Raw genomic sequence first — 25,963 nt, 5'->3', positions numbered from 1 at the left:
TCCGAGCGCCGTATCGTCGATTTTGTGACCTTGGAAATGTGGCGCGGCAAGCCCTACCCGCTCGGTGCGACCTATGACGGCTCGGGTACCAATTTCGCGTTGTTCAGCGAGGTCGCCGACCGGGTGGAACTATGCCTGTTCGATCCCGACGAATCCGGGGAACTGCACGAGACGCGGGTGACGCTACCCGAGGTCGACGGATTCGTCTGGCACGGTTTCATTCCCGGGATCGAGCCCGGCCAGCGCTACGGCTACCGGGTCCACGGCCCGTACGATCCGGCGGCCGGGCACCGCTGCAACCCGAACAAGCTCGTGCTCGACCCGTATGCCAAGGCCATCGAAGGTGCCTTCGACTGGGGCCAGGCGCTGTTCTCCTACGACTTCGGTGAGCCGGATACTCGCAACGACGACGATTCGGCGGCCCACATGCCGAAAGCCGTGGTGATCAATCCGTATTTCGACTGGGGTGTCGACCACCCGCCCAGCCACGAGTACGCCGACACCGTCATCTACGAGGCCCACGTCAAGGGCCTCACCCAGACCCACCCGGATATCCCCGAGCAGCTGCGCGGAACCTACGCCGGCGTTGCCCACCCCGTGATCGTCGAGCATCTGAAAGCCTTGGGGGTCAACGCCGTCGAGCTGATGCCGGTACACCACTTCGTGGATGACTCCACCCTGGTCGACAAAGGTCTGTCGAATTACTGGGGCTACAACACGATCGGGTTCCTGGCGCCGGACCCGCGCTACAGTTCGGCCGGCACGCCGGGCGGTCACGTGCAGGAGTTCAAGGCCATGGTGCGTGAACTGCACGCCAACGGCATCGAGGTGATCCTCGACGTCGTCTACAACCACACGGCCGAGGGCAACCACCTGGGGCCGACGCTGTCGATGCGTGGTATCGACAATGCCGCCTACTACCGACTCGTGGACGACGACAAGCAGTACTACATGGACTACACCGGTACCGGCAACAGTCTCAACGTCGGTCATCCCCACTCGTTGCAGCTCATCATGGACTCGTTGCGGTACTGGGTGACGGAGATGCATGTCGACGGTTTCCGCTTCGACCTGGCCGCCACGCTGGCCCGCGAGTTCTATGACGTGGACCGGCTGAGCGCGTTCTTCGAACTGGTGCAACAGGATCCGATCGTCAGCCAGGTCAAACTGATCGCCGAGCCGTGGGACGTCGGCCCCGGCGGGTACCAGGTGGGCAACTTCCCGCCGCAGTGGACCGAGTGGAACGGCAAGTTCCGCGACACCGTGCGCGACTATTGGCGGGGCGAGCCCGCCACCCTCGACGAGTTCGCCTACCGGCTGACCGGTTCGGCCGATCTCTACGAGCAGACCGGCCGTCGCCCGTTCGCCTCGATCAACTTCGTCACCGCCCACGACGGCTTCACACTGCGTGATCTGGTGTCCTACAACGAAAAACACAATCAGGCCAACGGCGAGGACAACCGCGACGGCGAGAGCAACAACAAGTCGTGGAACTGTGGGGCCGAAGGCCCGTCCGGCGATCCTGCGGTCAACACCCTGCGCGCCCGTCAGCAGCGCAACTTCCTGGCCACTCTGCTGCTGTCCCAGGGTGTTCCGATGCTCTCCCACGGCGACGAGTTGGGCCGCAGCCAGCGCGGGAACAACAACGTCTACTGCCAGGACGACGAGATCTCCTGGATCGACTGGGCCACAGCCGATCTCGACCTGATCGAGTTCACCCGGTCGGTGTCGGCGCTGCGCGCGGCGCATCCGGTGTTCCGGCGCCGCAGGTTCTTCGACGGTCGACCGGTACGGGAGGCGGGCGCGGCCGCACTGCCCGACATCGCGTGGTTCGCCCCCGACGGCTCCGACATGTCCGCCGAGGACTGGGAGACGGGGTACGCCAAGTCGGTTGCCATGTACCTGAACGGTCAGGGCATCGCCGACCCGGATGTCCGGGGCCAACGGGTGGTCGACGACTCGTTCCTGTTGTGCTTCAACGCGCACTACGAGCCCATCGAGTTCGCGTTACCACCGGCGCAATTCGGCGCCCGCTGGATTCCCGCGATCAGCACTTCGGCAAACTCCACACGCGACGCCACCCCGGCCGCCAACACGGTCAGTGTGGATGCGCGCGCCGTCCTGGTGCTGCAGGCCGAATCAGATTGAGCGTCAATTCAAAGCGTTGCTAATTGGTCCAATGTCCGTGCCCTAACCAGGAAATCTGGTACCTTGAACATGTAGCAGCCGTGGCCGCCTAAGTAGACGTTGAGCGCTTGCTTGATGTCACCGGCCGGGCGGGCTGGGGGGTACGAGCCGAAGAGCGGCGGCAACTACCCTGCGGCCACGGCTGCGGCGTCTCAGCGGGTTTGCCGCGCCCCCTTCCGAGCCTGGCAAGTTGGTTCATTCAGCGTTCATCTCGCAGTCACGCATCATGCAATACCTCTGTTACAGAGGTATTGTGTCGGCGTGGAAGCACATCGAGATCTCGTCGGCGAGTTGTTCACCGTCGTCGGCCGGTTCCGCAGACAGTTACGCCGGGCCACCGGCGGCGGATTCGATGCCACCGGGTTGACCCAGTCCCAGGGCGAACTGTTGCGCCTGGTCGGCCGACGGCCCGACATCTCGGTGCGCGAAGCGGCCGCCGAACTCAGCCTGGTGCCCAATTCCGCGTCCACGCTGGTGTCGCGCCTGGTCGGAGACGGACTGCTGGCGAGAACCACCGACGACTCGGACCGACGGGTGGTCCGTCTGCGACTCACCCCGCCCGCGCAGGCGATCGCCGACGAGTCCAGGGCGGCCCGCCGCGCCGCGTTGTCGGCCGTGCTGGCACAACTCGATGACGACCAGATCAATGACCTGGCAAACGGATTGGACGTGATGACCGAACTGACCCGGCTCCTGCGCGAGGGGGACACATGACCGACCCGGCCATCGACTGCCGGCACCTAACCCATCGTTACGGCACCTTCACCGCCGTCGACGACCTCACCTTGCAGGTACATCGCGGCGAGACCCTGGGCCTGCTCGGCCCGAACGGGGCGGGCAAGACCACAGCAGTGCGGGTGCTGACCACATTGACTCCGGTGCAGGAGGGCGAGGTGCGGATCTTCGGCCTCGACGCCGAGCGGCGCACCATGGACATCCGACACAATATCGGCTATGTGCCGCAACAACTCTCGATCGAGGCGGCGCTGACTGGCCGACAGAACGTCGAGTTGTTCGCGCGTCTGTACGACGTGCCGCGGGCCGAACGCAGGGTGCGAGTGGACCAGGCGCTCGAGTCGATGCAGCTGCTCGACGTTGCCGATGCCGTGGCGGGCACCTACTCAGGAGGCATGGTGCGCCGCCTCGAGCTGGCCCAGGCACTCGTCAACCGCCCGCTGCTGCTGATCCTCGACGAGCCCACGGTCGGGCTCGATCCCATCGCCCGCGACAGCGTCTGGACGCAGGTCGGCCGGATGCAGGCCGAGTTCGGGATGACGGTGCTGCTCACCACGCACTACATGGGCGAGGCCGACGCGCTGTGTGACCGGGTGGCACTGATGCATCACGGCCGGTTGCAGGCGGTCGGAACGCCCGGCGAGCTGAAGGAGCGGGTGGTCAAGGCCACCGATGCGCCCGATGCCACGCTCGAGGACGTCTTCCGCCACTACGCCGGCTCGGACCTGACCGACGACGGGCAACAGAACGGCGCCATGCGCGAGGTGCGTGCGACCCGAAGGACGGCCCGCCGTGTCAGCTGAGTCCCTGGTCCTGGCGCCGCGCGGAATGCGTCGGGTCCGCGCGATGGCGCTGCGGATGTCGGCCTTCGCCCTCGTCGAACTGCAGAAACTGCGCCACGACCGCACCGAACTCTTCACCCGCATGGTCCAGCCCGCGCTGTGGCTGCTGATCTTCGGCCAGACCTTCAGCCGGCTGCATCTCGTAGACACCGGTGGCGTTCCCTACCTGACATTCCTGGCGCCGGGCATCATCGCCCAGTCGGCCCTGTTCATCTCGATCTTCTACGGCATCCAGATCATCTGGGACCGCGACGCCGGCATTCTGGCCAAACTCATGGTTACTCCGGCGCCGGCCTCTGCCCTGGTGACGGGCAAGGCGTTCGCAGCCGGGGTGCGTTCGGTGGTCCAGGTGCTCGGAGTGGTGTTGCTGGCCTATCTGATGGGCATCGCGATGACGGTCAATCCGCTGCGCATCCTGGCCGCGATGGCCGTGGTGGCGCTCGGCGCGGCGTTCTTCGCGTGCCTGTCGATGACGCTGGCCGGTTTGGTGCGCAAGCGTGACCGGTTGATGGGGATCGGCCAGGCCATCACCATGCCGTTGTTCTTCGCGTCCAATGCGCTCTATCCCGTCGACATCATGCCGACCTGGCTGCGATGGCTCTCCACGGTCAACCCGCTCAGCTATGAGGTGAACGCGCTACGCGGGCTGCTGATCGGCACCCCGACCAATTGGGCACTCGACATCAGCGTCCTGATCGTGGCCGCGGTGCTCGGAGTTGTCGTCGCCTCGTCGTTGCTGCGCCGACTGGTGCGCTAACCCGGACCCAGGTGCCCCCAACCAACCGGGTGGTTTAGTGTGCACTCAGATCCACCGACAGGGAGACGGTCATGCAACTGGCGCTCACACCGGAGGAAGCAGCTTTCCGCGATGAGCTGCGCACCTTCTACACGACGAAGATTCCCGCCGAGCTTCGAGAACGAAACCGGCTGGGGCTGCCGATCGGCAAAGAGGGCATCATCACGGCGCACAAAATCCTCCATGAGCACGGCCTTGCGGTGCCCAACTGGCCCGTCGAGTGGGGCGGCAAGGACTGGACGCCCAACCAGCATCAGATCTGGCTCGACGAGATGCAGCTGGCCAGCGTCCCCGAGCCGCTGACCTTCAACGCGAGGATGGTCGGCCCGGTGATCGCCGAGTTCGGCTCGCAGGAGGTCAAGGAGCGCTTCCTGCCGCCGACCGCGGCGCTGGACATCTGGTGGTGCCAGGGCTTCTCCGAGCCAGAGGCCGGCTCCGACCTGGCCTCGCTGCGCACCACCGCGGTGCGTGACGGCGACAGCTACGTGGTCAACGGCCAGAAGACGTGGACGACGCTCGGTCAGCACGCGGACTGGATCTTCTGCCTGGTCCGCACCGACCCGCAGGCACCCAAGAAGCAGGCAGGCATCTCGTTCCTGCTGTTCGAAATGGACACCCCCGGTGTCACGCTGCGCCCGATCAAGCTGGTCGACGGCAGCTACGAGGTCAACGAGGTCTTCTTCGAAGACGTCCGGGTGCCCGCCAACCAGCTCGTCGGCGAAGAGAACCAGGGCTGGACCTACGCGAAGTTCCTGCTCGGCAACGAGCGGACCGGGATCGCCCAGGTGGCCCGCACCAAGGTGCGCCTCGCCGAGGTCAAGGAACGTGCCGCGGTCAACGGCCTGCTGGCCGATCCGCTGTTCGCCGCGCGCCTGGCCGAGGCCGAGAACGACGTGCTGGCACTGGAACTCACCCAGATGCGGGTGACCTCGGATTCGGCCGACGGCAAGCCCAGCCCGGCATCCTCGGTGCTCAAACTGCGCGGCAGCCAGCTTCAGCAGACCGCCACCGAGCTCCTCGTCGAGGTGGCCGGCGCCGACGCCCTGCCGTACGAGGCCGGCGACATCGCCTCACCGGAGTGGGCACAGCACGCCGCCCCGCACTACCTCAACTACCGCAAGACCTCGATCTACGGCGGTAGCAACGAGGTGCAACGCACCATCATCTCGTCCACCATTCTCGGATTGTGAGTTGAGCCATGGACTTTCAGCTGACTGACGAACAGACCCTGCTGGCGGACACCACCCGTGACCTGCTGTCGGGCTACGACACCGAAAAGCGCAACAAGGTGGTGGAGTCCGAGCCGGGATTCGACCGCCAGGTCTGGGGCCAGCTCGCCGAGATCGGCGTTCTGGGACTGGGTTTCGATGAGGACTCCGGCGGCCAGATCGAGATCATGGTGGTGCTCAACGAGATCGGGCGCCGGCTGGCTCCCGAACCCGTCCTGCACGGGGCGATCGGCCCCGGCGCGATCATCGCCGAGGTGGGCACCGACGCCCAGCGCGCCCTGCTCGACGAGGTCGCCGCGGGTGAGCGGATCCTGGCCTTCGCGCACGCCGAGCCTGGTGTGCGGGGATCGGCCGGGGTGACGACGTCCGCGACGCGCAGCGGCGACGGATGGGTGTTGAGCGGCACCAAGAATCCGGTGTTGGCCGGCGACGTCGCCGACACCCTGGTCGTGACCGCGGCACTGCCCGAGGGCGGGACCGGACTGTTCCTGGTCGACGCCGCGAACGTGACCCGCACCGGCTACCGCACCTTCGACGGCCAGCGCGGCGCCCAGATCACCTTCGATGCCACGCCTGCCGAACCGCTCGGCGAGGCCGCCGACGCCGGTGAGGCGATCGCCAACGCCCTGGTGCGGATCTCGGCGGCGCTGTGCGCCGAGGCCGTCGGCGTGATGGAGGAATCGCTGCGCCTGACCACCGATTACCTCAAGCAGCGCAAGCAGTTCGGGGTCACGCTGAGCAAGTTCCAGACGCTGACCCAGCGCGCCGCCGACATGTACATGTCGCTGGAACTGGCGCGCAGCATGGGCACCTACGCCGCGATGTCGATCGCCGACGGCGAGCTCAACCCGGTGATCGCGGCGCGCGCCAAGCTGCAGATCGGCCGCTCGGGTCGGCACATCTCGCAGGAGTCGATCCAGCTCCACGGCGGCATCGGCGTCACCGCGGAGTACCCCGTCGGCCACTACGCCGCACGACTGACCGCGATCGAGCACACCCTGGGCTCGTCGTCGGATCAGCTACGGACGCTGGTCGGCCAGCTCGACAGCTACGAGATCGCCACGCTCTGACATCAACCGCTCAGCGGCTTCTGAAAGCGCCTCGGCCGGTTCTTCTACGACCTCCCGGCCGGCCGGCGCTTTCGGTATCGCCAGGGCGATCAGCGCGGCACCGGCAGCCGCGGCCGCCGCGATCAGCAGCGCAGTGCGGAACCCGGCCGGCGACGGCAGCGCGTGGCCGGCGAACGTGATGGTCATCTGGGCCAACACCGCGGTCATCACCGCGCTGGAGGTCGAGGTTCCCAGCGAGCGGGCCAGTGAGTTGATGCTGTTCGCGGACGCGGTCTCCGACACCGGCACCGCGGCATTGATCAGGGCGGGTAGCGCAGCGAAGGCGAAACCGACGCCGAAGCTGACGATCAGGCCGAGCACCATCAGACCCACGGGGCTGCCCAGCATCAGGGTGCCGGCCAGGTAGCCCGCGGCGATGATCGCGCTGCCGATCACCAGGACGATCTTCGGCCCGTGCGCCGACACCACCCGTGCGGCGACCGGCGCCGCAGCCATCATCGCCAGGCCACCGGGCGCCATCCAGAGACCGGTCGCGATCATGCTCTGTCCCAGACCGAAACCCGTCTCCCGGGGCATCTCGAGCAGCTGGGGTCCCACCAGCGACAGCGCGAACATGCCGAAGCCCACCGCGATCGAGGCCAGGTTCGTCAGCAGCACAGGCCGTTTCAACGTGGTGCGCATGTCCACGATGGGCGAGGGCACCCGGTACTGCCACCAGGTGAACACGCTGAAGGTCGCCACCGCGGCGGCGAACATGCCCAACGTGGTGGCACTGGTCCAACCCCACATCGCGCCCTTGGAGATCGGCAGCAACAGCAGCACCAGGCCGATGCCCAGCGTGACGGCGCCGACGGGGTCGAAGCGGTGATCGGCGGACACGGGTTCCAGGGCGGGCACCAGCACGACGAACAGGATGCCCGAGGCCAGGCCGAGCCCGGCCGCACACCAGAACAGGGCGTGCCAGTTGAACTGTTCGGCGATCACCGCCGACAACGGCAGGCCCAGCGCGCCACCGACACCCAGGGACGCGCTCATCAAACCCATGGCCGAGGCCACCCGCTCAGGAGGCAGGGCGGCGCGCAGCACGCTGATGCCCAGTGGGATCACCGGGGCCCCGAAACCCTGCAGCCCACGCCCGATGATCAACGGGATCAGCGAGGTCGTCATGGCGGCGATCACCGATCCGACGAACAGCAGGACAGCGCACAACACGAGAATCCACTTGGGGCCGTACATATCCCCGAGACGGCCCAACATCGGTGTCGCGACGGCGCCGGTCAGCAGGGTCGCGGTGATCGCCCACGAGGCGTTGGCCCCGGTGGTGCCGAGCAGGGTGGGCAACTGCGGGATCAACGGGATGATCAGGGTCTGCATCAGCGAGACACTGATACCGGCGGCCGCGAGGACGGCGATCAGCAGCCCGTCGGACGCCGATCGGCGCGCAGGCTGATTAGGCATGCTAATGAAGATATCAGCCGATCAGGCGGGTCACCGATCCCAGTGGGACTGGTAGCCAGCTCGGCCGGAACCGGGCCTCGTAGGCGGCCTCGTACACCGCCTTGTCCAGCTCATAGGCGGCCAACAGCGCGGCATGCTCGCGCGGATCGGCGCCGGCCGCCTCGGCGTAGCCGTCACAGAATGCCGCGCTGTTGCGGTCGGCCCACTCCCGGGCCCGGGCCGCCAACTGCCGGGCCCGGTCGTCGTCGGTGGCCAGGTCCACCAGGCGGGCATACGCCGCGTAGTCGAAGGACCTCAACATGCCCGCGACGTCACGCAGTGGCGAGTCGCGGCTGCGCCGCAGCTGCAGCGGCTGGCCGGGCTCGCCCTCGAAGTCGATCAGCAGCCAGTTCTCCGGGGTGCGCAGCACCTGCCCGAGATGCAGATCGCCGTGTACCCGCTGGACCCTCACCTGCTCGTCGGCGAGCTTGCGGTAGCGGTCCTCGATCAGCGAGACATGCTCGCGCAGTTCGGGTACCGCCTCTGCGGCAGTGGCCAGCCGGGCGGTCATGAGCTCGGTCGGGAACGGCACCGACTCGGTGCCGAGCTGCTCGGCCAGACAGGCATGTACCGAGGCCACCGCCTCCCCCAGCCGGTGGGACTCGGCGGCGAAGTCACCGCCCACCTCGTCGGCATAGAGATCGCCCTCGGCGAACAGGTCACGGGTGCTGGCGTTGGCCATGTCCCAGCCCTCGGCAGAGTTGGCGGCAAATTCGGTCACCATCCCCAACGCGAAAGGCTCACCGTCCCAATCGATATCGATCGATCCGAGCAATCTGGCCACGTGCGGGTTACCGGCCCGGGCCAGCACGCGGTTGAGTTCGATGTCGGGGTTGATGCCCGGGGTGATCCGGCGGAACACCTTGAGCACGGCATCCTGCCCGAACACGACGCTGGTGTTGCTCTGCTCTGCCGCCGACACCCGGGGCAGCGCATCCAGCGGCAGGGCGGCCCCTGGCTCCTTGCTGCACGTCAGCCCGCCCACGGTGGCCGAACGGTCGACCATCTCCAGCAGATACCGCGCGGCGTCCTGGTCGTAGAGGCCGTCAGAGGCCGTCCGCCCGTCGTCGCTGCCGATGGTGGCCACGGAGCTGTATTCCTCGATCAGGTCGGCATCCCAGCACACCAGCACCTGGTAACGCTCGGCCGTCCCGTCGGCGTAGGACACCTGCAGCAACGTCAGGTCGAGGTCCTCGTTCAAGCCGAGCACCAGACCCGGTGTGGCGGCGGCCAACTCGCGGCCGCGGCCGGCGTACCAGCGCTGCTGACTCAGCCAGTCAGCGAATTCGAGACTCATTGCTGTGCAGCCTCTCGCTCGGGCTCGCGGAGCTCGAACCAGTAGAACCCGTGCCCGGGCAGGGTCAGCAGGTACGGCAGCTGACCGATACTGGGGAACTCGACGTAGCCGGACATCTCGATGGGCGTATATCCGCTCCACTCTTGCAGATTCAGTTCGATGGGCTGTGGGAAGCGCGACAGGTTGTTCACACAGAGCACCGCGGCGCCGTCACCTTCGATCTGGCGAACGTAGGCCAGTACCGACGGGTTGGAGCCGCCCAGCTCACGGAACGTCCCGACGGCGAACGCGTCGTGGCGGCCGCGGATGGCCAGCATGCTGCGGGTCCAGTTCAGCAGCGACGTCGAACTGTCCCGCTGCGCTTCGACATTCACCGACTGGTAGCCGTAGACCGCGTCCTGGTTCGGCGGCAGGTACAGCCGGCCGGGGTTGGCCGTCGAGAACCCGGTGTTGCGGTCCGGCGTCCACTGCATCGGCGTGCGCACGCTGTCGCGGTCACCGAGCCAGATGATGTCGCCCATGCCGATCTCGTCGCCGTAGTAGAGCATCGGCGACCCGGGCAGCGACAGCAGCAACGCGGTGAACAGTTCGATCTGGTTGCGGTCGTTCTCCAGCAACGGGGCCAGCCGACGTCGGATACCGACGTTGGCCTTCATCCGCGGATCCTTGGCGTACTCGGCATACATGTAGTCGCGCTCGTCGTCGGTGACCATCTCCAGCGTGAGCTCGTCGTGGTTGCGCAGGAAGATCGCCCAGTGCGCCATGTCCGGAATCGCCGGTGTCTGCGCCAGGATCTCCGAGATCGGGAACCGCGACTCCCGCCGCACGGCCATGAAGATCCGCGGCATCAACGGAAAATGGAAGGCCATGTGGCACTCGTCGCCGCCCGTGTTCGGGTCGCCGAAGTACTCGACCACGTCGGCAGGCCACTGATTGGCCTCGGCCAGCAGTACGCGGCCCGGGAACTCGTCGTCGACCACCTTGCGGCACCGCTTGAGGAAGGCGTGCGTCTCGGGCAGGTTCTCGCAGTTGGTGCCCTCGCGCTCGAAGAGGTAGGGCACCGCGTCCAACCGGAAACCGTCGATGCCGAGATCCAGCCAGAACCGCAGGACGTCGATCATCGCCTCCTGCACCGCAGGATTGTCGTAGTTCAGATCGGGCTGGTGCGAGAAGAACCGATGCCAGTAGAACTGACGGCGCACCGGGTCGAAGGTCCAGTTCGACTCTTCGGTGTCGACGAAGATGATGCGCGCGTCGGCGTACCGGTCGCTGGTGTCGCTCCAGACATAGAAGTCGCCGTAGGGACCGTCGGGGTTCTGCCGTGACTCCTGGAACCACGCGTGGGAGTCGGAGGTGTGGTTCATCACCAGGTCGGTGATGACGCGGATACCGCGGCGGTGCGCGCCGTCGAGCAGCGCGACGAAGTCCTCCACGGTGCCGAACTCGGGTAGCACCTTGTAGAAGTCCCGGATGTCGTAGCCACCGTCACGCAACGGCGAATCGTAGAACGGCGGCAGCCAGAGACAGTCCACACCGAGCCACTTGAGATAGTCGAGTTGCTGGGTCAGACCCCGTAGATCACCGACGCCGTCGGCGTTCGAGTCGTAGAAGGCCCGGACCAGCACCTCGTAGAACACCGCCCGCTTGAACCAGTCGCGGTCGGTGGGCAGCGTTCTGGCATGGCCGAAGTCCTCGGCGGTCGGATGTTCGACCAGTGGGTGTTCGTCTTGAACGTTGTCCATCAGCTTTCCAACGTACCCACTTCGTCCGGCCTCGACACCTGGACGAAACCTCGCACCTGCCGTGGCGATCCGAATGGATCCTGCAGCAACGTGATTCGCCACCGAGCGGGTGTTTGCGGGAAAACTAACGGTTGAATAAGAGACAGCAACGGGTTACGTTTTTCCCGCATTTGATCTCCTCGTCGGCTATGGGCCGGCGAGCACAAACTTTCGACGAGGGATGGCCTGTGGGTGAGTCGGCACCTAATGACGGTGAAGCACCAGTAATCGTTGGACTTTCTGATGCAGCGATGCACATGTACATCGCCGCGATCGACGCGCTACCGCCGGTCGGCGACCCGGAGTACGCCGACCGCGCCGCGGTCGTCCTCAGCGGTCTGCGCAAGCTGCAGACGTCGCTGTCGGAGGCGGCGGGCCGCAGCCGCGTCACCCCGTCGGTCATCGTGGCGCTCAGCGGTGTGCGGCACCGCTACGACGAGCTGATGACGACCGCGTCCGAAGGCCCCGGCGCCACGCTCGGTCAGCGTCTGTACGTCGCACGCGGCAACGCGAAGCTGTCCACAGAGGAAGCCGCCAACGGCGTCGGACTGCGTAAGGACCTCATCGAGGCCGTCGAGGCCGAGGAGCCCGCGACCGAAGCCGAGACCGCTCAGATCAAGGACCTCATCGCCGCGCTCGGCGGCTGAGCCCACGGCGGTAGGGTCGCTGCGTGACGCGAGATCATGGCGACCCCGGTGATGCCCCCTCGGTTCCTCCCCCACTGACGGAGGTGATCGCGGGGGCACGTCCGTCTGCAGCGGAGGAAGCCCGGACCGTCGCCGCATCGACCAACGCGGGCACCCTGGCCTCCCTCACCTCCGACGGCGCCCCGTGGGCGTCCTTCGTCACCTACGGGCTGCTGGCCGGCGCACCGGTGCTCTGTGTGTCGAACATGGCCGAGCACGGCCGCAACCTCGCCGGCGATCCCCGGGCCAGCATCTCCGTCGTCGCCCCCGACACCGGGTCAGATCCGTTGGCCGGCAGCCGCATCACGCTGGCCGGTGTCGCCGAGCGGCCCAGTGGCGACGAGCTCGCCGCGGCCCGCCAGGCCCATCTGGACGCGGTCGCGGCGGCCCGCTACTACATCGACTTCAGCGACTTCTCGCTCTGGGTGCTGCGCGTGCAGCGCGTGCGCTGGGTGGGCGGATACGGCCGGATGGACTCGACCACCGGCGAGGCCTATGCCGCCGCCGGACCCGACCCCGTCGCACCGCACGCCGCCGGTGCGATCGAGCACCTCAACGCCGACCATGCCGATTCGCTGGCCGAGATGGCCCGCACCCTCGGTGGCTACCCCGACACGACCACGGCGGTGTGTACCGGCGCCGACCGATACGGCCTGGATCTGCGGGTCACCACCGAGCGCGGGATGGCCTACACCCGCGTCGGCTACGCCGCACCGATCAGCTCGTATGGCGAGTTGCGGGCGGCCACCGTCGAGTTGGCCCGGCGCGCTCGGGCTTGATCGGCGCACCGCGCCGGCTGGGCCCGCGACCCCGTCAGCCCGTGCAATACGATCGCGGGTATGCCTGAGCGCCCGGAGACCTGGCAAGCCGCCTTCGACCTGATCCGCACCCGCGGCTATGAACACCGCGAGGAACCGTTCCGGCTGGCCAGCGGACAGCTGAGCCACGACTACATCGACGGCAAGTTCGCCATCGACACCGGAGAGCGGATGGCCATCGTCAGCCGCGCGGTCGCCGATCTGGCTGCCGCGACCGGTATCGAGTTCGACGCCGTCGGCGGCCTCACCATGGGCGCCGACCCACTGGCCCACGGGGTCGCGATGGTGACCGGCAAGGCGTGGTTCTCGGTACGCAAGGAACAGAAGTCCCGCGGCCGCGAGCAGTGGATCGAGGGCACCCGGCTCGAGCCCGGTACCCGCGTGCTGCTGGTCGACGATGTGATCAGCACCGGCGGCTCCACCGAGATCGCCTACGAACGCGTGACCGCCGTCGGCGCCGTCGTCACCGGCGTGATCCCGATGGTCGACCGAGGGGACGTCGCGACCGGACGGTTCGCCAAGCGCGGCGTCCCGTTCGCGGCGCTGGTCACCTACCGCGATCTGGGGATCGAACCGGTCAAGGACGTCTAGAGCCGACGTCGGAGGGTATTGCGCCCCGACTTTCCGTCGCCGTTTTCCACGCCATGGCGGTGCATCCACGAAAGTTGCCGCCCTCCGGTGGAAAACGGCGGGCGGCGGCGAGACTGCGCTAGATCACCAGCACCGGCGCCCGCTCCAGAGCAAGGTTGACGACGACACCGGGCCCGAAGGCACGGGCCCGCGAGCTGGGCAGCTGCGCGTGGATCAGCGAGCCGTCGGGCAGTGAGATGTACACGTGCGACGTCGGGCCCAGGAACGACACGGATTCCACCACCGCGGGCCCGTCCGGATCGGCGCGCACCCGGATCGATTCCGGCCGCACCATCGCGATACCCGACCCGGACCTGATCGATCCGGGCAGCGTCGGCAACTCGGCGCCCAGCAGTCTGGCCCGTCCGCCCGCCACCCGTGCGCGCACCTTGTTGTGCAAGCCGACGAATTCGGCGACGAACGGCGTCGACGGGCGGGCGTAGACCACGGCAGGAGTGGCGAGCTGCTCGAGTTTGCCGTGACTCATCACCCCGACCCGGTCCGCAACCCCCAGGGCCTCCTCCTGGTCATGGGTGACGAACAACGTCGTGATGCCGACTTCGAGCTGCACCCGCCGGATCTCGTCACGCAGTTGCGAGCGCACCTTCGCATCGAGTGCCGACAGCGGCTCGTCGAGCAGCAGCACCCGCGGCTCGATCGCCAGGGCCCGGGCCAATGCGACCCGCTGCTGTTCACCCCCGGACAACTCGCTCGCATACTTACTCTTGTGCGCTGCCAGGCCTACCAGATCGAGCATGTCTGCAGCTCGAAACAGCCTGTCCTGCTTAGACTTTCCGCGCATCTTCAAACCGAATGCGACGTTGTCCAACACGGTCAGGTGCGGGAACAGGCTGTAGGCCTGGAACACCATGCCCATATCCCGCTTGTTGGCCGGCACCGAGCTGATGTCACGGCCGCCGACGAACACGGCGCCGGAACTGGCCTCCTCCAGCCCCGCCAGGATGCGCAGCGCCGTGGTCTTACCGCATCCCGACGGCCCGAGCAGCGCGACCAACTCCCCCGGCTCGATGGACAGGCTCAGCCCGTCGAGTGCGTGGACGTTGCCGTAAGTGCGGGTGAGGTCACGAAGTTCAACGCGCACACCGGCACCGAGACTCATGCCTGAACTCCCAACGTCCGGCGGCGGCCCCGCGTGAGCGCCGCCAAGACCAACAACAGAGCGAATCCGAGCAGCAGCGTGGCCAGCGAGGCCGCCACCGACGTCGCGCCGTCGCTCTTCCCGATCGCCACGATCTGGACGGGGAGCGTCTCGAAGCCACTCAGGGAGGCGACGGTGTATTCACCGAGCACCACCGCAATGGAAATGAAGGCAGCGGACAGGATCCCCGACCAGATGTTGGGCACGATCACCCGGGTGATGGTCGAGATCCAGCCGGCCCCCAACGACCGCGCGGCCTCCGACAAGGTCTGCAGGTCGATCGCGGACAGCGCGGAATCGATGGCCCGGTAGGCGAACGGCAGCACCAGCACCACGTAGACGAACGTCAGGGTGAGCGCCGACTCGCCGAGAAGATAAGTGACCCACAGGTACACGTTGCGCAGGCCCACCACGATCACCAGGGCCGGAATGGTCAGCGGCAGCAGGCACAGAAACTCCACCAGCGGTGCGGCCCAGCGGACCCGCACGCGCACCCAGATCATCGTCGGCACCAGCAACACCAGCATCGCGATGACGGTGAACACCGCGAGCAGCAATGAGATCAGGATGGCGTGATACAGAGCCTCGTCGGCCACCAGATTGCGCCACGCCGCGCCGGTGCGCCCGCCTGCGATCAGGTTCCGGGTCGAGAAGTCGGCCATCGCATACAGCGGAAACAGGAAGAACAGGCCGAACAGCACCCAGAGCGCCACGCGGACAGCGCGGTTCATTTGAGCCACCTCGCCGTGCGGCGGACCAGGGCGTTGTAGGCGATCATCACCACGGCCACCACCACGATCATCTCGCAGGCCAGCGCATAGGCGAAGCCGGACTGGCCCAGCACGACCTCACTGGTGAGTGCGGCGCGGATCAACAGCGGCACGATCGGACTGCCCTGACTGACCAGTGCAGCCGCGGTGGCGTAGGCGGCAAACGCGTTGGCGAACAACAACAACGCCGCCCCCCAGAATGCCGGGGTCAGCAGCGGCACCGCGACCTCCCGCAGGTACTGCCACCGTGACGCGCCGAGGCTGACGGCGGCCTCGCGCCACTGCTCACGCAACCCCTCGAGGGCGGGCAGGAACACGATCACCATCAACGGGATCTGGAAGTAGCTGTACACCAGGACCAGCCCGCCGAGCCCGTACAACCAGCCCGAACCGGCCAGATCCCAGCCGAGGTTCTCCTTGACCCAGAGCGTCAGCACGCCGTTGAGCCCGATGGTGGCCAGAAAAGCGAAAGCCAGTGCCACACCGCCGAACTGAGCCAGCACACTGCACAGGGCCAGCACCGTACGACGAACCATCGAGGCGTGTGGGCTGCTGACGATCAGCCAGGCCAGCACCGCACCCAGTACCGCCCCGATCAACGCCGTGCTGGCCGACAGCGCAATGCTCTTGGCCAGAGCCGCCAGGGCGGTACCGGAGAACAGCGCGGCAATCCGATCCAGTGAGAAGGATCCGTCGGCAAAGAACGCCATGACGATCACCGTCGCGGTGGGAACGATCAGGAAGATCGTCACCACCGCCACGAACGGCAGCAATGGCAGCGCGTCACGGATGTCCGCGCGGAGATCCCGGCGAGAAGTACTACCCGGCACTGGCGTACCTAGCCGATCGCCTTGGCCCAGTTGTCGGCCAGATACTTGTTGGCTACGTCGGTTTGGGCCTGGCTCGCGACGGTCACCGGGCCGTCGATGGGAGGCAACTGACCGAACGCCGCGCGGTCGGCGGTCCCGGCCAGGATCATCTTGTCGGCGCGCACCGGGCGAACCCCGCCCTTGGCGTACAGGTTCTGCCCCTCGTCGCTGAACAGGAATTCCTGCCACAGCCGGGCCGCGGCCGGATGCGGCGCATCCTTGTTGATCGCCTGGTAGTAGTACCCGGCGACCAGCGCCTCGTGGGGAACGATCACCTGCCAGCCCGGGACCTTCTGACTCTCGGTGCCGTTGAGGTAGTTCCAGTCGATCACCACCGGGGTCTGCCCCGATTCGATGGTGGCCGGGGTCGGATCCAGCGGCAGGAAGTTGCCTGCCTCGTTGAGCTTTTCGAAGAACGCGACGCCGGGGGCGATGTCGTCGGCCGACCCGCCCTGAGCCACCGCGGCCATCAGGACCCCGGCGAACGCCGCGCCGGCCTGGGTCGGGTCGCCGTTGAGCGCGACCTTGCCGTGGTACTCGGGCTTGAGCAGGTCTTCGACGGAGGTGATCGGTGGAACCTTCGTGGAATCGAAGCCGATGGACATGAAGCCGCCGTAATCGTTGACCCAGGTGCCATCCGGGTCCTTGAGGTTCTCCTGGATGTCGTCGAAGGTGGCCACCTTGTACGGGGCGAACATCGAGGTGTTCGCGAGCGCGACCGACTGTCCCAGGTCGAACACGTCGGGTGCGGTGCTCTTGCCCTTCTGCTGGTTGGCCGCGTTGATCTCTTCCTGGCTGGAGCCGTCAGGCAGTGCGGAGTTCACCTCGATGCCGTACTTCTCCTCGAAGGCCTTGATGATGGCGCCGTAGTTGGCCCAATCCGGAGGCAGCGCAATGACATTGAGCTCGCCTTCGGCCTTGGCCGCCGCGATGAGCTTGTCCATCCCGCCGAAGTCGGCCGCAGACTTGGCCTCGGCGACCTTGACGCCGGTATCGGTGTCACCACCGGCAGCGCCCTTCTGCGGCGGCGCGCACGCCGCCAGACCCACCGCGACGAGTGCCGATGCGGCCAGAGCCGCAGATGCTGTCACGATCCGGGACGTGATCATTACCAAACCCTCCGTTGGCCACCAAGCGCGCGCACCGGCACCCTATCGCGGCCCCACCGAACGTGAGACGCATCGCGCTAGGGTTGGCGCCCATGACGTCCATCCGCATCCGCCTCACAAGTCGGCGGCGTCCGCTCGCCACGGCTGCCGCCTTCGTGGCCGTCTGCGCCGCAGGTCAGGCGGCGATCGCACCGGCCTCGGCGGCCTTCGACGTGCAGGGATATGAGACGTGTACCGCGACGGCGGCGCCCGGTCCCGACCAGAACATCGACTCCGTCGCCACGACCTGCTGCGTCGACAACGCCGGAGTCCCTGCCGACACCAAATACGGCGTGGGCTGCGTCGCGCCCGTCGAGAATCCACCAGAGGACTACCGGCCCACGATCGTCATGCCGAGCCTGCCCACGCCACCGGGTGAGGGCGACGCGAACTACGACGAGCTCATGAAGCTGCCGCCACTGCCGGACGCCCCTGCGGTGCCCGGCGATGTCCCGCCGCCCTGAGACGTCGACGGTGTCAGCCACATAGTCTCGAGCGATGGCTGATCTCGATGCCGCAACTCGATTCGCCGCTGCACCCACTGCCGTCCTGGCCACACTGCGACCGGACGGCGCACCGCACCTGGTCCCGGTGGTCTTCGCCGTGCATCGTTCCGCCGAGGGCGACACCATCTACTCCGCTGTGGACGCCAAACCCAAGTCCACCCAGCGACTGCGCCGACTCGCCAACATCGAAAACGATTCCCGGGTCAGCCTGCTGGTCGACCACTACACCGACGAGTGGGCGGACCTGTGGTGGGTAAGAGCCGACGGACTGGCCACGGTCCATCACGGCGGCGATCAGATGGCGGCCTGCTACGGGCTGTTACGCGCGAAATATCCGCAGTACGAGCGGATTGCACTGAACGGCCCGGTCGTCACCGTCGAGGTCACGCGCTGGTCGTCCTGGCAGGTGTGACAGCGCCCAGAGCAGCCAAATTGGTGATCAGCGGGGCCACCGACCTGCCCTAACATCATTGATGATGCAACGAACCAACGGCTGAACGGAGCTGTCATGGAGGTCGACCCCGAGGTCCTGCGCGCCTTCGCCGGTCAGGTGGAGATCGCATCGGGGCTGATCCGCGAAGCGGACGTCGGCAACAAGGTCGCCACCGCAGCCGACGGCCTGGACGGATCGACCACGCAGTGGGCGGCACGACTCGTCGGCTCGCACGTCAAACAGGTCGCCGAGAAGATCGCCACCAATGTCAACAACATGGGTACCGCGGTCCGCGGCGCGGCGGGCACCTACGAGGTCAGCGACGCTGACCTGGCAGGCAGCTTCAAAGGGATCTTCTGACACGTGTTGCCCTCGCGCCCCAGGCTGGAACGCTGGAATCCAGATTCTCTGACACCCGCCGGCGATGCGGTCAAGAACGCCGGCAAGGCCGTCGGTGCCGCAGTATCCGGGATGAGCTCCAACTTAGCGAAAATGGCAGACACCAAGGCGTGGTCTGGTGATGCGCACAAGGCAGCCACGGCGATGTTCGGTCGAGCCAAAATACAGACCGATGAATTCTCGAGATACACCGCGGCCGTGGGGGATGCGCTCAGCGGCGCCGCCGGCCCGATCGGTAGCGCCCGCACGGCACTGCTGAACAAGGCCGACGAGATCGACAACAGCGGCCAGTTGCACGTCAGCGACCAATGGGTAGTCCTGATCACCGGCGGCCAGATGACCATCGAACAGGTGGCCGCTCTGGAAAAGCGTGCGCAGTCTGAACAGATCACTGTCAATCTGTTGTTGACGGATGTGGGAGCTGCCGACGAAGCTGCTGCCGCAGCAGTGACTGCCGCCGGACAATCGCACGGATTCCAGTTACCTGATCCCACCAGTCTGGACCGCTTGTATCCCGGGGCGCTGGAGCCAGGTGACGAAGTACCTAACCCGTTCTCACACGTTGGCGCCACGCAACAGGCCACGCTCCGAGATATCGACATGGCACAAACGATCCGCGACACAAAAGTGGAGACAAACGGTGATATCACGACAACCACACACACCATGCAGGATGGCAGTACTCAAGTCGTTACCGAGGACAACGAATACCAATGGGACCGAGGACCCACACTACGGGTGACCCAGCACGACAAAGATGGAAATTTTGTCTCGCAAACAAGTACTTTCACCTGGAAAAAGGGTACAGGTTACTACTATAGCGGCGCCACAACGACGTCAACACTACTTGCAGATGGCACAACACTAGAAAGCCATGAATGGCCCGGCGGCCGAGCCGAGTCGAAAGTAATTACGCCAGACCACCGAGAAGCCGATATCCCCATTGAAATTTTGAGTAACCCGCCCACAGCTATCGCAGGCGGCGCACTTACCGGGCTGGACACTTTCGCAGCACAAGGTGGGGTAATTCCCAAACTCAGCGCAGAAGCGCTCCACGGTCTTGGGGCTGGCGCTAAATTTGCGGGCCCCGCCGTGGGTATCGCTGAGGCGGTATTCAACGTGGCCGGCGCCAAAACCGCCTTCGAACGGTGTGTCGATATATACTCAGGCGCCGGTTCTGTTGCTGGCGGATTTGCTCCACTGTTGGTCCCGGGGGTGGGATGGGTGGGTGCAGGATTGATCTCAATAGGTGGCTCACAAATCGGTGGCGCATTCGGCACTTACCTTGGAAATCAGTTCTGCTCACGATGAAATTTATCAGCAATTTAGCCGCATTCATCCTTGTCCCAGTATTCGGGGCCGTGTTCGGTTGGTGGGGCATTGCGGCGATCCTTGACGGGAACACCTTTTCCGGGGCGATCGCCATATTCTTTGCTCTCGCCTTCTTCTGCTTTGCATTCCAATGGGCGGTCATGAGATCGTCGGCTCATCCACGCGCTGAGGTCGGTTCGGAAGGCATCACCATTCGGCCGAGGAAACTCTTCGACACGCTTTCCCTGACCTGGGTGGGTGCCGCCGTATTAGGGGCCCTGCTTTATGCAGTTTTGGCGCCGTTTGGCCTTCTCCACATGCCTGTCTACCGATCCACGCCTTGGCTGGCCGCCTTTATTCTGTTGGCCGGGGTGCCGACGCTGTGGCGGATGATCGCTCACGGTGGTGACAGCTATCTTCGCTTGACGCCCGATGGCTGCGAAATGTGGAACGGGCAGTGGCTAGCACTCAGGCGCGCTGGCTGGGACGAGATCGCCCAGATTCAGGACCATCCCCTCCATCGCAAAATTCGGGGACGCGAACTAATCGTCCTGGTGCTGCCCGAGGGCAGAAGCGCCACACTCCTCGCCGACGGCATCACCGACAACAGCAACGCACTGCGTGAGTGGGTGCGGTTCTACTGGCAGCATCCCGAGTGTCGCGACGAACTGACCGATGGTCGGGCCCTACAGCGGCTTGATGATGAGAAGTTCACTATCCAGTGACTCCGAGTACCCGGTCTCGACTGACAACAGCGACGCTCGTCGTGCTCATGCTGCTGACGGCCGGTTGCGTCGTTGACGGACAACCGGTGCGCAACAAACTGCCCACAGCTGAGGAGCTGGGTTTACCTGAACAGGCCCGACTGGCGATGCCGATGCAGCGCCAACCCGTGCGCGGCTGGCGGATCGGCGCAGCCACACTCGGATTGGATGCCAAAGCCCACATCCGCTACTCACCGATCCGCAACGTCGGGGACCGGGCCATCTTTCTGGCGATGACCACTGCGGACTGGTCGGTGATCGGCATCGACGTGAGCAACGGACACAAACTGTTCGAGCCGGTCCGGTTGGGCCGTCACGAAAGCGCCGAGGGAATGCTGGCCTCGGCCTGTTTTGCCAATGGCCCGAAGATGGTCGTGTGCCTGCGGGGTCACACCCCGCAGGATGCCCCGACACATGCCTGGGTCATCGACACCGATACCGGTGCGTTGCTGTACGACGGCCCCACCGACCTGAGGTCGTCCATGCCCAAGGCAGATCCGGCTGTCCAGCAGCTCGGCGATTACCTGGTGGCCACCGTCGATGATCGGGGCGTCTACGGCGTCGGCCCACGCGCCGAACTGACCTGGCACGTGCCGGGCACCGGGTTGGTGGACTTCCCTACAGACGACGCCAGCGATGTCCCCGCGTCTGTTCTGGCGGTGGCGTCCCGCCTCCGTGAGCCCGACGTGGTGTTCTCCGTCGCCGACGGCAAGGTGCTCACACCGAAGGTGCCCGCCGGCGAAGAAGTTCGCCGAGCTGTCGTATACCCGGATGGCTTTGCCTACCAGCGCCAGCTCGATTACAAAGACACCGGCATCACATTCTTCGATAATGCGGGCACCGAGAAGGGCCAATTCGACGGTGCCGCAGAGCTACTCTCCGGCTCTGAAGTCATTCCTGTGGCACGAACCGCCGACGCCGACCGAGTCCTCACGATGGCCGGCAAGCCCCTGTTGGAGCTGTCGGACCCGAAACTGATGCCCTACACGCGCCTGGCCGGCACGACACTGCTGGTGTCCACAGATGAGGACCGCCGCATGTGGCGACAGTTCGATCTGCGGACCGGTGAAGAAGCCAAGACCTGCGACAACGAGGCTCTGTGGTACTCCTACATCGGCTCAAGCGGCGATGTCGTGGTCATGGGCGGTGGTCGTACCCTGGCTCTGGCTCAGGCCATGGATCTGACGACGTGCGAAATCCTGTGGACGCTGCCCGGGTCGACCGATGACGAAGCCAAAGACCTCTGGCGGGTGAACACGACACTCGTCCAGCGTGTCAACAACGAGCTCTCATCACTCGTCCCACCCGACTGAATCGTCCCACTGGCCTGACATCTCGCCGCCCACATCGACAATCGCATCGGCGACAGGTCCATCGAGGCACGCACGCAGCGTCTCGGCATCGAGCGGTTCGGCGTAACCGGCACCGCCGGGCGCGTACAGGTAGTCGCCGTCATCGTCGACCGTGACCCAGTACCGAGTCGAACCGGAGAGCGACTGCACTGTCCCGATCGCTGCGACATCACGCCCGTCCACCACATGGACGGGCGGACCGTCCGATTCGGCATGTGGAATCAGGAAGCCGAGGTCGTCATATTCGTCGACCGCCCCAGGCGGTGGAGCCGGAAGGCGATCGTCCAGGCCTGCCACCGCGATACGCAGATGGGAACCGGCACCGGCCAAGCCGACCGAATCAGCGATCACCGCGCCGACGGCCCCCGGTGATACCGCGTAGACGTCGACAGCGTCGACGCCATCGGGGTCACTGTGCTGCACCGCGACAAAACCTGAGTCGCCGGCCAGCAGGCCGTTCAACCGAAGATCGGGGGTGTCCCGACCGGAGAGGCTGACCCGACAACCGACGCAAACATCAGCCCGCACAAAGGCTTCCACCCACGCGCGCACGCGCGCAAGATCACCACCGTTGAGACGATCTTCGATCGGCCCCACGTCTCTGGTGAGCAGCCATACCGACCCCACCGGCCGGCTACGGCCCAACGGGTACGGCAACGTGTCGCGGCCGTACAGCTCGCAGGCTGCCTCAAGATCGACCACCGCGACAGTGCCCACCGCATCCAACGCATGCGTCATGGCCACATTCTGACAGCTTGCTGTGCACTTCCTCGGAATGTTCACCTGCGGCCCGACCGGGCAGCCCTTGTGCTCCAGATCACATCGGGGAATGGTGGAGAGCAGGTCCGGCGGGCCCAGGGGACGCCCCGGGGACACCAGGAGGAGTGCCATGGCGGACAAGACCCATTCGGCCGGCAACGGGGCTGTTCCCACCGCGGACAGCCCCGCCGCCATTCGCAACGTGGCGCTCGTCGGCCCGTCGGGTGGCGGCAAGACCACCCTCGTCGAGGCTCTCCTGGTCGCCGCCGGTGTGCTGACCCGGGCGGGTTCGGTGGTCGACGGATCGACGGTCTGCGATTTCGACGAGGCTGAGATCGGCCAGCAGCGCTCGGTCGGGCTGGCGCTTGCCCCGTTGCAGCACAACGGGATCAAGGTCAATCTGATCGACACCCCCGGATACGCGGATTTCGTCGGGGAACTCCGCGCCGGGTTGCGCGCCGCCGACTGCGCACTGTTCGTGATCGCGGCCAACGAGGACATCGACGAGCCGACCAAGGCGTTGTGGCAGGAATGCACGGCGGTGGGGATGCCGCGGGCGGTGGTCATCACCAAGCTCGATCACGCCCGAGCCAACTACGCCAGTGCCCTGGCCGGCGCCCAGCAGGCATTCGGTGACAAGGTCGCGCCGCTGTACTTCCCTGCCGGTGAGGGAGTCATCGGGCTTCTCACCCGCACCTACTACTGCTACAGCGACGGCACCCGCACCACCCGGCCGCCCGACGGCGCCTATGACGACGAGATCGCCGAGCTCCGCGGCTCCCTGATCGAGGGAATCATCGAGGAGTCGGAGGACGAGACGCTGATGGAGCGCTACCTCGGCGGCGAGGAGATCGACGAGGCGGTGTTGATCGCCGACCTAGAGAAGGCGGTGGCCCGCGGCTCGTTCTTCCCCGTGATCCCGGTGTGCAGTGGATCCGGGGTCGGCACGCTGGAGCTGCTGGAGATCGCCACCCGTGGCTTCCCGTCGCCGCCCGAGCACCGTCTGCCCGAGGTGTTCGCGGCCAGCGGCGCGGCCCGCAAGCCGATGGCCTGCGACCCGTCCGGGCCGCTGCTGGCCGAGGTGGTGAAGACGACGTCGGATCCCTATGTCGGCAGGGTCAGCCTGGTCCGGGTGTTCTCCGGCACCATCAGGCCCGACGCCACCGTGCATGTGTCGGGCCATTTTTCTGCCTTCAACGACGCTGTGGCACCTGAGGGATCCCACGGCCACGCGGATCACGACGAGGACGAGCGCATCGGCACCTTGTCCTTCCCGCTGGGCAAGCAGCAGCGCCCGGCCCCGTCGGTGGTGGCCGGGGACATCTGTGCGATCGGGCGACTCAGCCGGGCCGAGACCGGTGACACCCTCAGCGACAAGGCTGATCCCCTGGTGCTGCGCCCGTGGACCATGCCCGACCCGCTGCTGCCGATCGCGGTGCAGCCACGCGCCAAGACCGACGAGGACAAGCTCTCGGTCGGGTTGCAGCGGCTGGCCGCCGAGGATCCCACGCTGCGCATCGAGCAGAATCCCGAAACGCACCAGATCGTGCTGTGGTGCATGGGTGAGGCGCACGCCGGGGTGGTGCTCGATGGATTGTCGCGGCGCTACGGGGTGTCGGTGGACACGGTCGAGCTGCGGGTACCACTGCGAGAAACGCTCGGCGGCAAGGCAAAAGGACACGGCAGGCACGTCAAGCAGTCCGGCGGGCACGGTCAGTACGCGGTCTGCGACATCGAGGTCGAGCCGCTGCCGGAGGGCACCGGGTTCGAGTTCGTCGACAAGGTCGTCGGCGGATCCGTACCGCGCCAGTTCATCCCGAGCGTCGAGAAAGGCGTACGCGCGCAGATGGAGAAGGGGGTCGGTTCCGAGGTCGGGTATCCCGTCGTCGACATTCGGGTGACGCTGGTCGACGGCAAGGCACACAGCGTCGACTCTTCTGACTTCGCCTTCCAGATGGCGGGCGGGCTGGCGTTGCGGGAGGCGTCCGAAGCTGCCGGGGTGAACCTGCTCGAGCCCATCGACGACGTGACCGTGGTGGTGCCCGACGATCTCGTGGGCGCGGTGATGAGCGATCTGGCCGCGCGGCGCGGCCGCGTACTCGGCACGGACAAGGCCGACGAGGACCGGACCGTGGTGAAGGCGGAAATTCCCGAGGTCGAGCTGACCCGGTATGCGATCGACCTGCGGTCACTGTCGCATGGCGCCGGGACGTTCAGCCGACAGTTCGCCCGCTATGAGCCGATGCCAGAATCGGCCGCCGCCCGGGTGCGCCGCTCCGCGTAGTCGTCGGTCAGCTCAGCTCCTCATCGAGGCGTAGAACTCGTCGCTGCCTGCGCCGTTCTCAAGCTGGACGTCAAAGGTGTTCAGGGCGAAGGCAAGTGTGCTGTAGCCACCGAAGGTGAACATCAGGTCCATCCGCTGCCGGTCGTCGAGTCGCTGCCCGAGGCGCTCCCAGACCCCGGCCGATATCCGGGATCCGGCGTGCAGTTCGTCGACCGCGTCCAGCACGGCTTGGTCGAATTCATCTGTCGCCGAGCCACTTCGGGCCGCCTCGACGTCGACCTCGCTCAGCCCCACCTGCCGCGCCATTGCACTGTGATGACCCCACTCGTACACACAGCCGTGGTGAAAGGCAGTACGCAGGATCACCAGCTCACGGATGCGCTCGGGCAACGTGGAGTCCTTCTGCAGGTAGGTGTTGAACGGCAGAAAGGCCCCGGCCAGCATGGGATGGCGCACCAGCGTCGACAACGCGTTGCCCACCTTGTCCGGGCGGCGACGCTCCGGCGGCACCGTGGAGGCCAACGCCTCGCGTGCCTGATCGTCCCAGTCCTCGGCCGGCAACGGCGTCAACATGTGATGGCCCCACTTTACGATCGACTAGTAATCTCCTTTACGATCGTAAAGGAGATTTTGCCGCAGCG

Annotated in this window: 25 protein-coding genes; 16 read left to right on the top strand and 9 right to left on the bottom strand. The window is 66.2% G+C overall.

All coding sequences use genetic code 11. The annotated features are described in order from the left end of the window. Nucleotides 1-36: 36 nt before the first annotated feature. The 6 genes from glgX (at nucleotide 37) to AC4LGL_RS15805 (ending at nucleotide 6,859) form a co-directional block, all read left to right on the top strand. Nucleotides 37-2,148, top strand: a complete 2,112-nt coding sequence (glgX, locus tag AC4LGL_RS15830) for a glycogen debranching protein GlgX (RefSeq protein WP_491839706.1) — start codon at nucleotides 37-39, stop codon at nucleotides 2,146-2,148. Between the two features lie 300 nt (nucleotides 2,149-2,448). Continuing rightward, nucleotides 2,449-2,901 (top strand): MarR family winged helix-turn-helix transcriptional regulator, encoded by a 453-nt coding sequence (locus AC4LGL_RS15825; RefSeq protein ID WP_491839583.1) that lies wholly within the window; start codon nucleotides 2,449-2,451, stop codon nucleotides 2,899-2,901. Next, nucleotides 2,898-3,725, top strand: coding sequence for an ATP-binding cassette domain-containing protein (locus tag AC4LGL_RS15820; RefSeq protein WP_491839582.1), 828 nt, complete (start codon nucleotides 2,898-2,900; stop codon nucleotides 3,723-3,725). The genes AC4LGL_RS15825 and AC4LGL_RS15820 overlap by 4 nt, the downstream gene beginning before the upstream one ends. Nucleotides 3,726-3,768: 43 nt before the next feature. Then, nucleotides 3,769-4,521 (top strand): ABC transporter permease, encoded by a 753-nt coding sequence (locus AC4LGL_RS15815; RefSeq protein WP_491839705.1) that lies wholly within the window; start codon nucleotides 3,769-3,771, stop codon nucleotides 4,519-4,521. A 71-nt stretch (nucleotides 4,522-4,592) separates the two neighbouring features. Beyond that, a complete protein-coding gene (locus AC4LGL_RS15810; protein WP_491839581.1) occupies nucleotides 4,593-5,750 on the top strand; it encodes an acyl-CoA dehydrogenase family protein in 1,158 nt (385 codons plus the stop codon). 8 nt (nucleotides 5,751-5,758) lie between these two features. Further along, on the top strand, nucleotides 5,759-6,859 hold the full coding sequence (locus tag AC4LGL_RS15805; protein ID WP_491839580.1) for an acyl-CoA dehydrogenase family protein: 1,101 nt from the start codon (nucleotides 5,759-5,761) through the stop codon (nucleotides 6,857-6,859). On the opposite strand, the gene AC4LGL_RS15800 is transcribed toward AC4LGL_RS15805, so the two are convergent. From AC4LGL_RS15800 to treS, 3 genes are read right to left on the bottom strand one after another with little or no spacing between them, the layout of a single operon-like run. Beyond that, nucleotides 6,809-8,317 (bottom strand): MFS transporter, encoded by a 1,509-nt coding sequence (locus tag AC4LGL_RS15800; RefSeq protein WP_491839579.1) that lies wholly within the window; start codon nucleotides 8,315-8,317, stop codon nucleotides 6,809-6,811. The genes AC4LGL_RS15805 and AC4LGL_RS15800 overlap by 51 nt on opposite strands. A 13-nt stretch (nucleotides 8,318-8,330) precedes the next feature. Beyond that, the gene (locus AC4LGL_RS15795; protein WP_491839578.1) at nucleotides 8,331-9,653 is read right to left on the bottom strand and encodes a maltokinase N-terminal cap-like domain-containing protein; all 1,323 of its coding nucleotides are present in this window, start codon (nucleotides 9,651-9,653) and stop codon (nucleotides 8,331-8,333) included. Beyond that, on the bottom strand, nucleotides 9,650-11,395 hold the full coding sequence (gene treS / locus AC4LGL_RS15790) for a maltose alpha-D-glucosyltransferase (RefSeq protein WP_491839577.1): 1,746 nt from the start codon (nucleotides 11,393-11,395) through the stop codon (nucleotides 9,650-9,652). Before treS ends, AC4LGL_RS15795 begins: the two co-directional genes overlap by 4 nt. 296 nt (nucleotides 11,396-11,691) lie before the next feature. Here treS and AC4LGL_RS15785 point away from each other — a divergent pair, with 296 nt between their 5' ends. From AC4LGL_RS15785 to AC4LGL_RS15775, 3 genes are read left to right on the top strand one after another with little or no spacing between them, the layout of a single operon-like run. Then, the gene (locus tag AC4LGL_RS15785) at nucleotides 11,692-12,081 is read left to right on the top strand and encodes a hypothetical protein (protein WP_064885219.1); all 390 of its coding nucleotides are present in this window, start codon (nucleotides 11,692-11,694) and stop codon (nucleotides 12,079-12,081) included. 23 nt (nucleotides 12,082-12,104) lie between these two features. Beyond that, on the top strand, nucleotides 12,105-12,899 hold the full coding sequence (locus tag AC4LGL_RS15780; protein WP_491839576.1) for a HugZ family pyridoxamine 5'-phosphate oxidase: 795 nt from the start codon (nucleotides 12,105-12,107) through the stop codon (nucleotides 12,897-12,899). 60 nt (nucleotides 12,900-12,959) lie between these two features. Then, entirely contained in the window at nucleotides 12,960-13,529 is a 570-nt protein-coding gene (locus tag AC4LGL_RS15775) for an orotate phosphoribosyltransferase (protein ID WP_491839575.1), read from the top strand. A gap of 118 nt (nucleotides 13,530-13,647) precedes the next feature. Here AC4LGL_RS15775 and AC4LGL_RS15770 read toward each other — a convergent pair whose 3' ends face one another. From AC4LGL_RS15770 to AC4LGL_RS15755, 4 genes are read right to left on the bottom strand one after another with little or no spacing between them, the layout of a single operon-like run. After that, the gene (locus AC4LGL_RS15770; RefSeq protein ID WP_491839574.1) at nucleotides 13,648-14,688 is read right to left on the bottom strand and encodes an ABC transporter ATP-binding protein; all 1,041 of its coding nucleotides are present in this window, start codon (nucleotides 14,686-14,688) and stop codon (nucleotides 13,648-13,650) included. Next, entirely contained in the window at nucleotides 14,685-15,458 is a 774-nt protein-coding gene (locus AC4LGL_RS15765; RefSeq protein ID WP_491839573.1) for an ABC transporter permease, read from the bottom strand. The genes AC4LGL_RS15770 and AC4LGL_RS15765 overlap by 4 nt, the downstream gene beginning before the upstream one ends. Beyond that, nucleotides 15,455-16,327: an ABC transporter permease gene (locus AC4LGL_RS15760; protein WP_491839572.1), complete on the bottom strand. Its 873-nt coding sequence runs from the start codon at nucleotides 16,325-16,327 to the stop codon at nucleotides 15,455-15,457. The genes AC4LGL_RS15765 and AC4LGL_RS15760 overlap by 4 nt, the downstream gene beginning before the upstream one ends. Nucleotides 16,328-16,335: 8 nt before the next feature. Beyond that, nucleotides 16,336-17,475 (bottom strand): ABC transporter substrate-binding protein, encoded by a 1,140-nt coding sequence (locus AC4LGL_RS15755; RefSeq protein WP_055118853.1) that lies wholly within the window; start codon nucleotides 17,473-17,475, stop codon nucleotides 16,336-16,338. A 92-nt stretch (nucleotides 17,476-17,567) separates the two neighbouring features. Between AC4LGL_RS15755 and AC4LGL_RS15750 the strand changes: the two genes are divergently transcribed. The 6 genes from AC4LGL_RS15750 to AC4LGL_RS15725 all read left to right on the top strand — a co-directional run bounded on the left by AC4LGL_RS15750 (nucleotide 17,568) and on the right by AC4LGL_RS15725 (nucleotide 22,240). Then, complete coding sequence (locus AC4LGL_RS15750) at nucleotides 17,568-17,978, top strand: hypothetical protein (RefSeq protein ID WP_055118855.1); 411 nt, start codon at nucleotides 17,568-17,570, stop codon at nucleotides 17,976-17,978. 34 nt (nucleotides 17,979-18,012) lie between these two features. Then, nucleotides 18,013-18,432, top strand: coding sequence for a TIGR03668 family PPOX class F420-dependent oxidoreductase (locus AC4LGL_RS15745; RefSeq protein ID WP_418021118.1), 420 nt, complete (start codon nucleotides 18,013-18,015; stop codon nucleotides 18,430-18,432). Nucleotides 18,433-18,528: 96 nt separating this feature from the next. Continuing rightward, nucleotides 18,529-18,813 carry a WXG100 family type VII secretion target gene (locus AC4LGL_RS15740; protein ID WP_064935325.1) on the top strand — a complete coding sequence of 95 codons (285 nt, stop codon included), beginning with the start codon at nucleotides 18,529-18,531 and terminating at the stop codon, nucleotides 18,811-18,813. A gap of 3 nt (nucleotides 18,814-18,816) precedes the next feature. Then, a complete protein-coding gene (locus AC4LGL_RS15735) occupies nucleotides 18,817-20,163 on the top strand; it encodes a WXG100 family type VII secretion target (protein WP_491839571.1) in 1,347 nt (448 codons plus the stop codon). Beyond that, nucleotides 20,160-20,888 (top strand): hypothetical protein, encoded by a 729-nt coding sequence (locus AC4LGL_RS15730; protein ID WP_491839570.1) that lies wholly within the window; start codon nucleotides 20,160-20,162, stop codon nucleotides 20,886-20,888. The genes AC4LGL_RS15735 and AC4LGL_RS15730 overlap by 4 nt, the downstream gene beginning before the upstream one ends. Then, the gene (locus AC4LGL_RS15725; RefSeq protein ID WP_491839569.1) at nucleotides 20,885-22,240 is read left to right on the top strand and encodes a 9-bladed beta-propeller domain-containing protein; all 1,356 of its coding nucleotides are present in this window, start codon (nucleotides 20,885-20,887) and stop codon (nucleotides 22,238-22,240) included. Before AC4LGL_RS15730 ends, AC4LGL_RS15725 begins: the two co-directional genes overlap by 4 nt. On the opposite strand, the gene AC4LGL_RS15720 is transcribed toward AC4LGL_RS15725, so the two are convergent. Then, entirely contained in the window at nucleotides 22,220-23,017 is a 798-nt protein-coding gene (locus tag AC4LGL_RS15720; protein WP_491839568.1) for a hypothetical protein, read from the bottom strand. The two genes, AC4LGL_RS15725 and AC4LGL_RS15720, sit on opposite strands and share 21 nt — an antisense overlap. 151 nt (nucleotides 23,018-23,168) lie before the next feature. Between AC4LGL_RS15720 and AC4LGL_RS15715 the strand changes: the two genes are divergently transcribed. Beyond that, a complete protein-coding gene (locus tag AC4LGL_RS15715; protein WP_491839567.1) occupies nucleotides 23,169-25,322 on the top strand; it encodes an elongation factor G-like protein EF-G2 in 2,154 nt (717 codons plus the stop codon). A gap of 12 nt (nucleotides 25,323-25,334) precedes the next feature. Here the strand turns inward: AC4LGL_RS15715 and AC4LGL_RS15710 are convergent, their stop codons facing one another. Next, the gene (locus tag AC4LGL_RS15710) at nucleotides 25,335-25,895 is read right to left on the bottom strand and encodes a carboxymuconolactone decarboxylase family protein (RefSeq protein ID WP_418021114.1); all 561 of its coding nucleotides are present in this window, start codon (nucleotides 25,893-25,895) and stop codon (nucleotides 25,335-25,337) included. Nucleotides 25,896-25,963 lie beyond the last annotated feature (68 nt).

It is taken from the genome of Mycolicibacterium arcueilense, from assembly GCF_058536225.1.
Note: the sequence above shows the minus strand (reverse complement) of the source record. Positions and strands in the feature narration are given on the sequence as shown.

Coding starts and splice junctions, on each gene's coding strand:
- glgX (WP_491839706.1), top strand. CDS start 37: ATGTGGCGCGGCAAGCCCTACCCGCTCGGTGCGACCTATGACGGCTCG.
- AC4LGL_RS15820 (WP_491839582.1), top strand. CDS start 2,898: ATGACCGACCCGGCCATCGACTGCCGGCACCTAACCCATCGTTACGGC.
- AC4LGL_RS15815 (WP_491839705.1), top strand. CDS start 3,769: ATGGCGCTGCGGATGTCGGCCTTCGCCCTCGTCGAACTGCAGAAACTG.
- AC4LGL_RS15810 (WP_491839581.1), top strand. CDS start 4,593: ATGCAACTGGCGCTCACACCGGAGGAAGCAGCTTTCCGCGATGAGCTG.
- AC4LGL_RS15805 (WP_491839580.1), top strand. CDS start 5,759: ATGGACTTTCAGCTGACTGACGAACAGACCCTGCTGGCGGACACCACC.
- AC4LGL_RS15800 (WP_491839579.1), bottom strand. CDS start 8,317: ATGCCTAATCAGCCTGCGCGCCGATCGGCGTCCGACGGGCTGCTGATC.
- AC4LGL_RS15795 (WP_491839578.1), bottom strand. CDS start 9,653: ATGAGTCTCGAATTCGCTGACTGGCTGAGTCAGCAGCGCTGGTACGCC.
- treS (WP_491839577.1), bottom strand. CDS start 11,395: ATGGACAACGTTCAAGACGAACACCCACTGGTCGAACATCCGACCGCC.
- AC4LGL_RS15785 (WP_064885219.1), top strand. CDS start 11,692: ATGTACATCGCCGCGATCGACGCGCTACCGCCGGTCGGCGACCCGGAG.
- AC4LGL_RS15775 (WP_491839575.1), top strand. CDS start 12,960: ATGCCTGAGCGCCCGGAGACCTGGCAAGCCGCCTTCGACCTGATCCGC.
- AC4LGL_RS15770 (WP_491839574.1), bottom strand. CDS start 14,688: ATGAGTCTCGGTGCCGGTGTGCGCGTTGAACTTCGTGACCTCACCCGC.
- AC4LGL_RS15765 (WP_491839573.1), bottom strand. CDS start 15,458: ATGAACCGCGCTGTCCGCGTGGCGCTCTGGGTGCTGTTCGGCCTGTTC.
- AC4LGL_RS15755 (WP_055118853.1), bottom strand. CDS start 17,475: ATGATCACGTCCCGGATCGTGACAGCATCTGCGGCTCTGGCCGCATCG.
- AC4LGL_RS15750 (WP_055118855.1), top strand. CDS start 17,568: ATGACGTCCATCCGCATCCGCCTCACAAGTCGGCGGCGTCCGCTCGCC.
- AC4LGL_RS15745 (WP_418021118.1), top strand. CDS start 18,013: ATGGCTGATCTCGATGCCGCAACTCGATTCGCCGCTGCACCCACTGCC.
- AC4LGL_RS15740 (WP_064935325.1), top strand. CDS start 18,529: ATGGAGGTCGACCCCGAGGTCCTGCGCGCCTTCGCCGGTCAGGTGGAG.
- AC4LGL_RS15730 (WP_491839570.1), top strand. CDS start 20,160: ATGAAATTTATCAGCAATTTAGCCGCATTCATCCTTGTCCCAGTATTC.
- AC4LGL_RS15720 (WP_491839568.1), bottom strand. CDS start 23,017: ATGACGCATGCGTTGGATGCGGTGGGCACTGTCGCGGTGGTCGATCTT.
- AC4LGL_RS15715 (WP_491839567.1), top strand. CDS start 23,169: ATGGCGGACAAGACCCATTCGGCCGGCAACGGGGCTGTTCCCACCGCG.
- AC4LGL_RS15710 (WP_418021114.1), bottom strand. CDS start 25,895: ATGTTGACGCCGTTGCCGGCCGAGGACTGGGACGATCAGGCACGCGAG.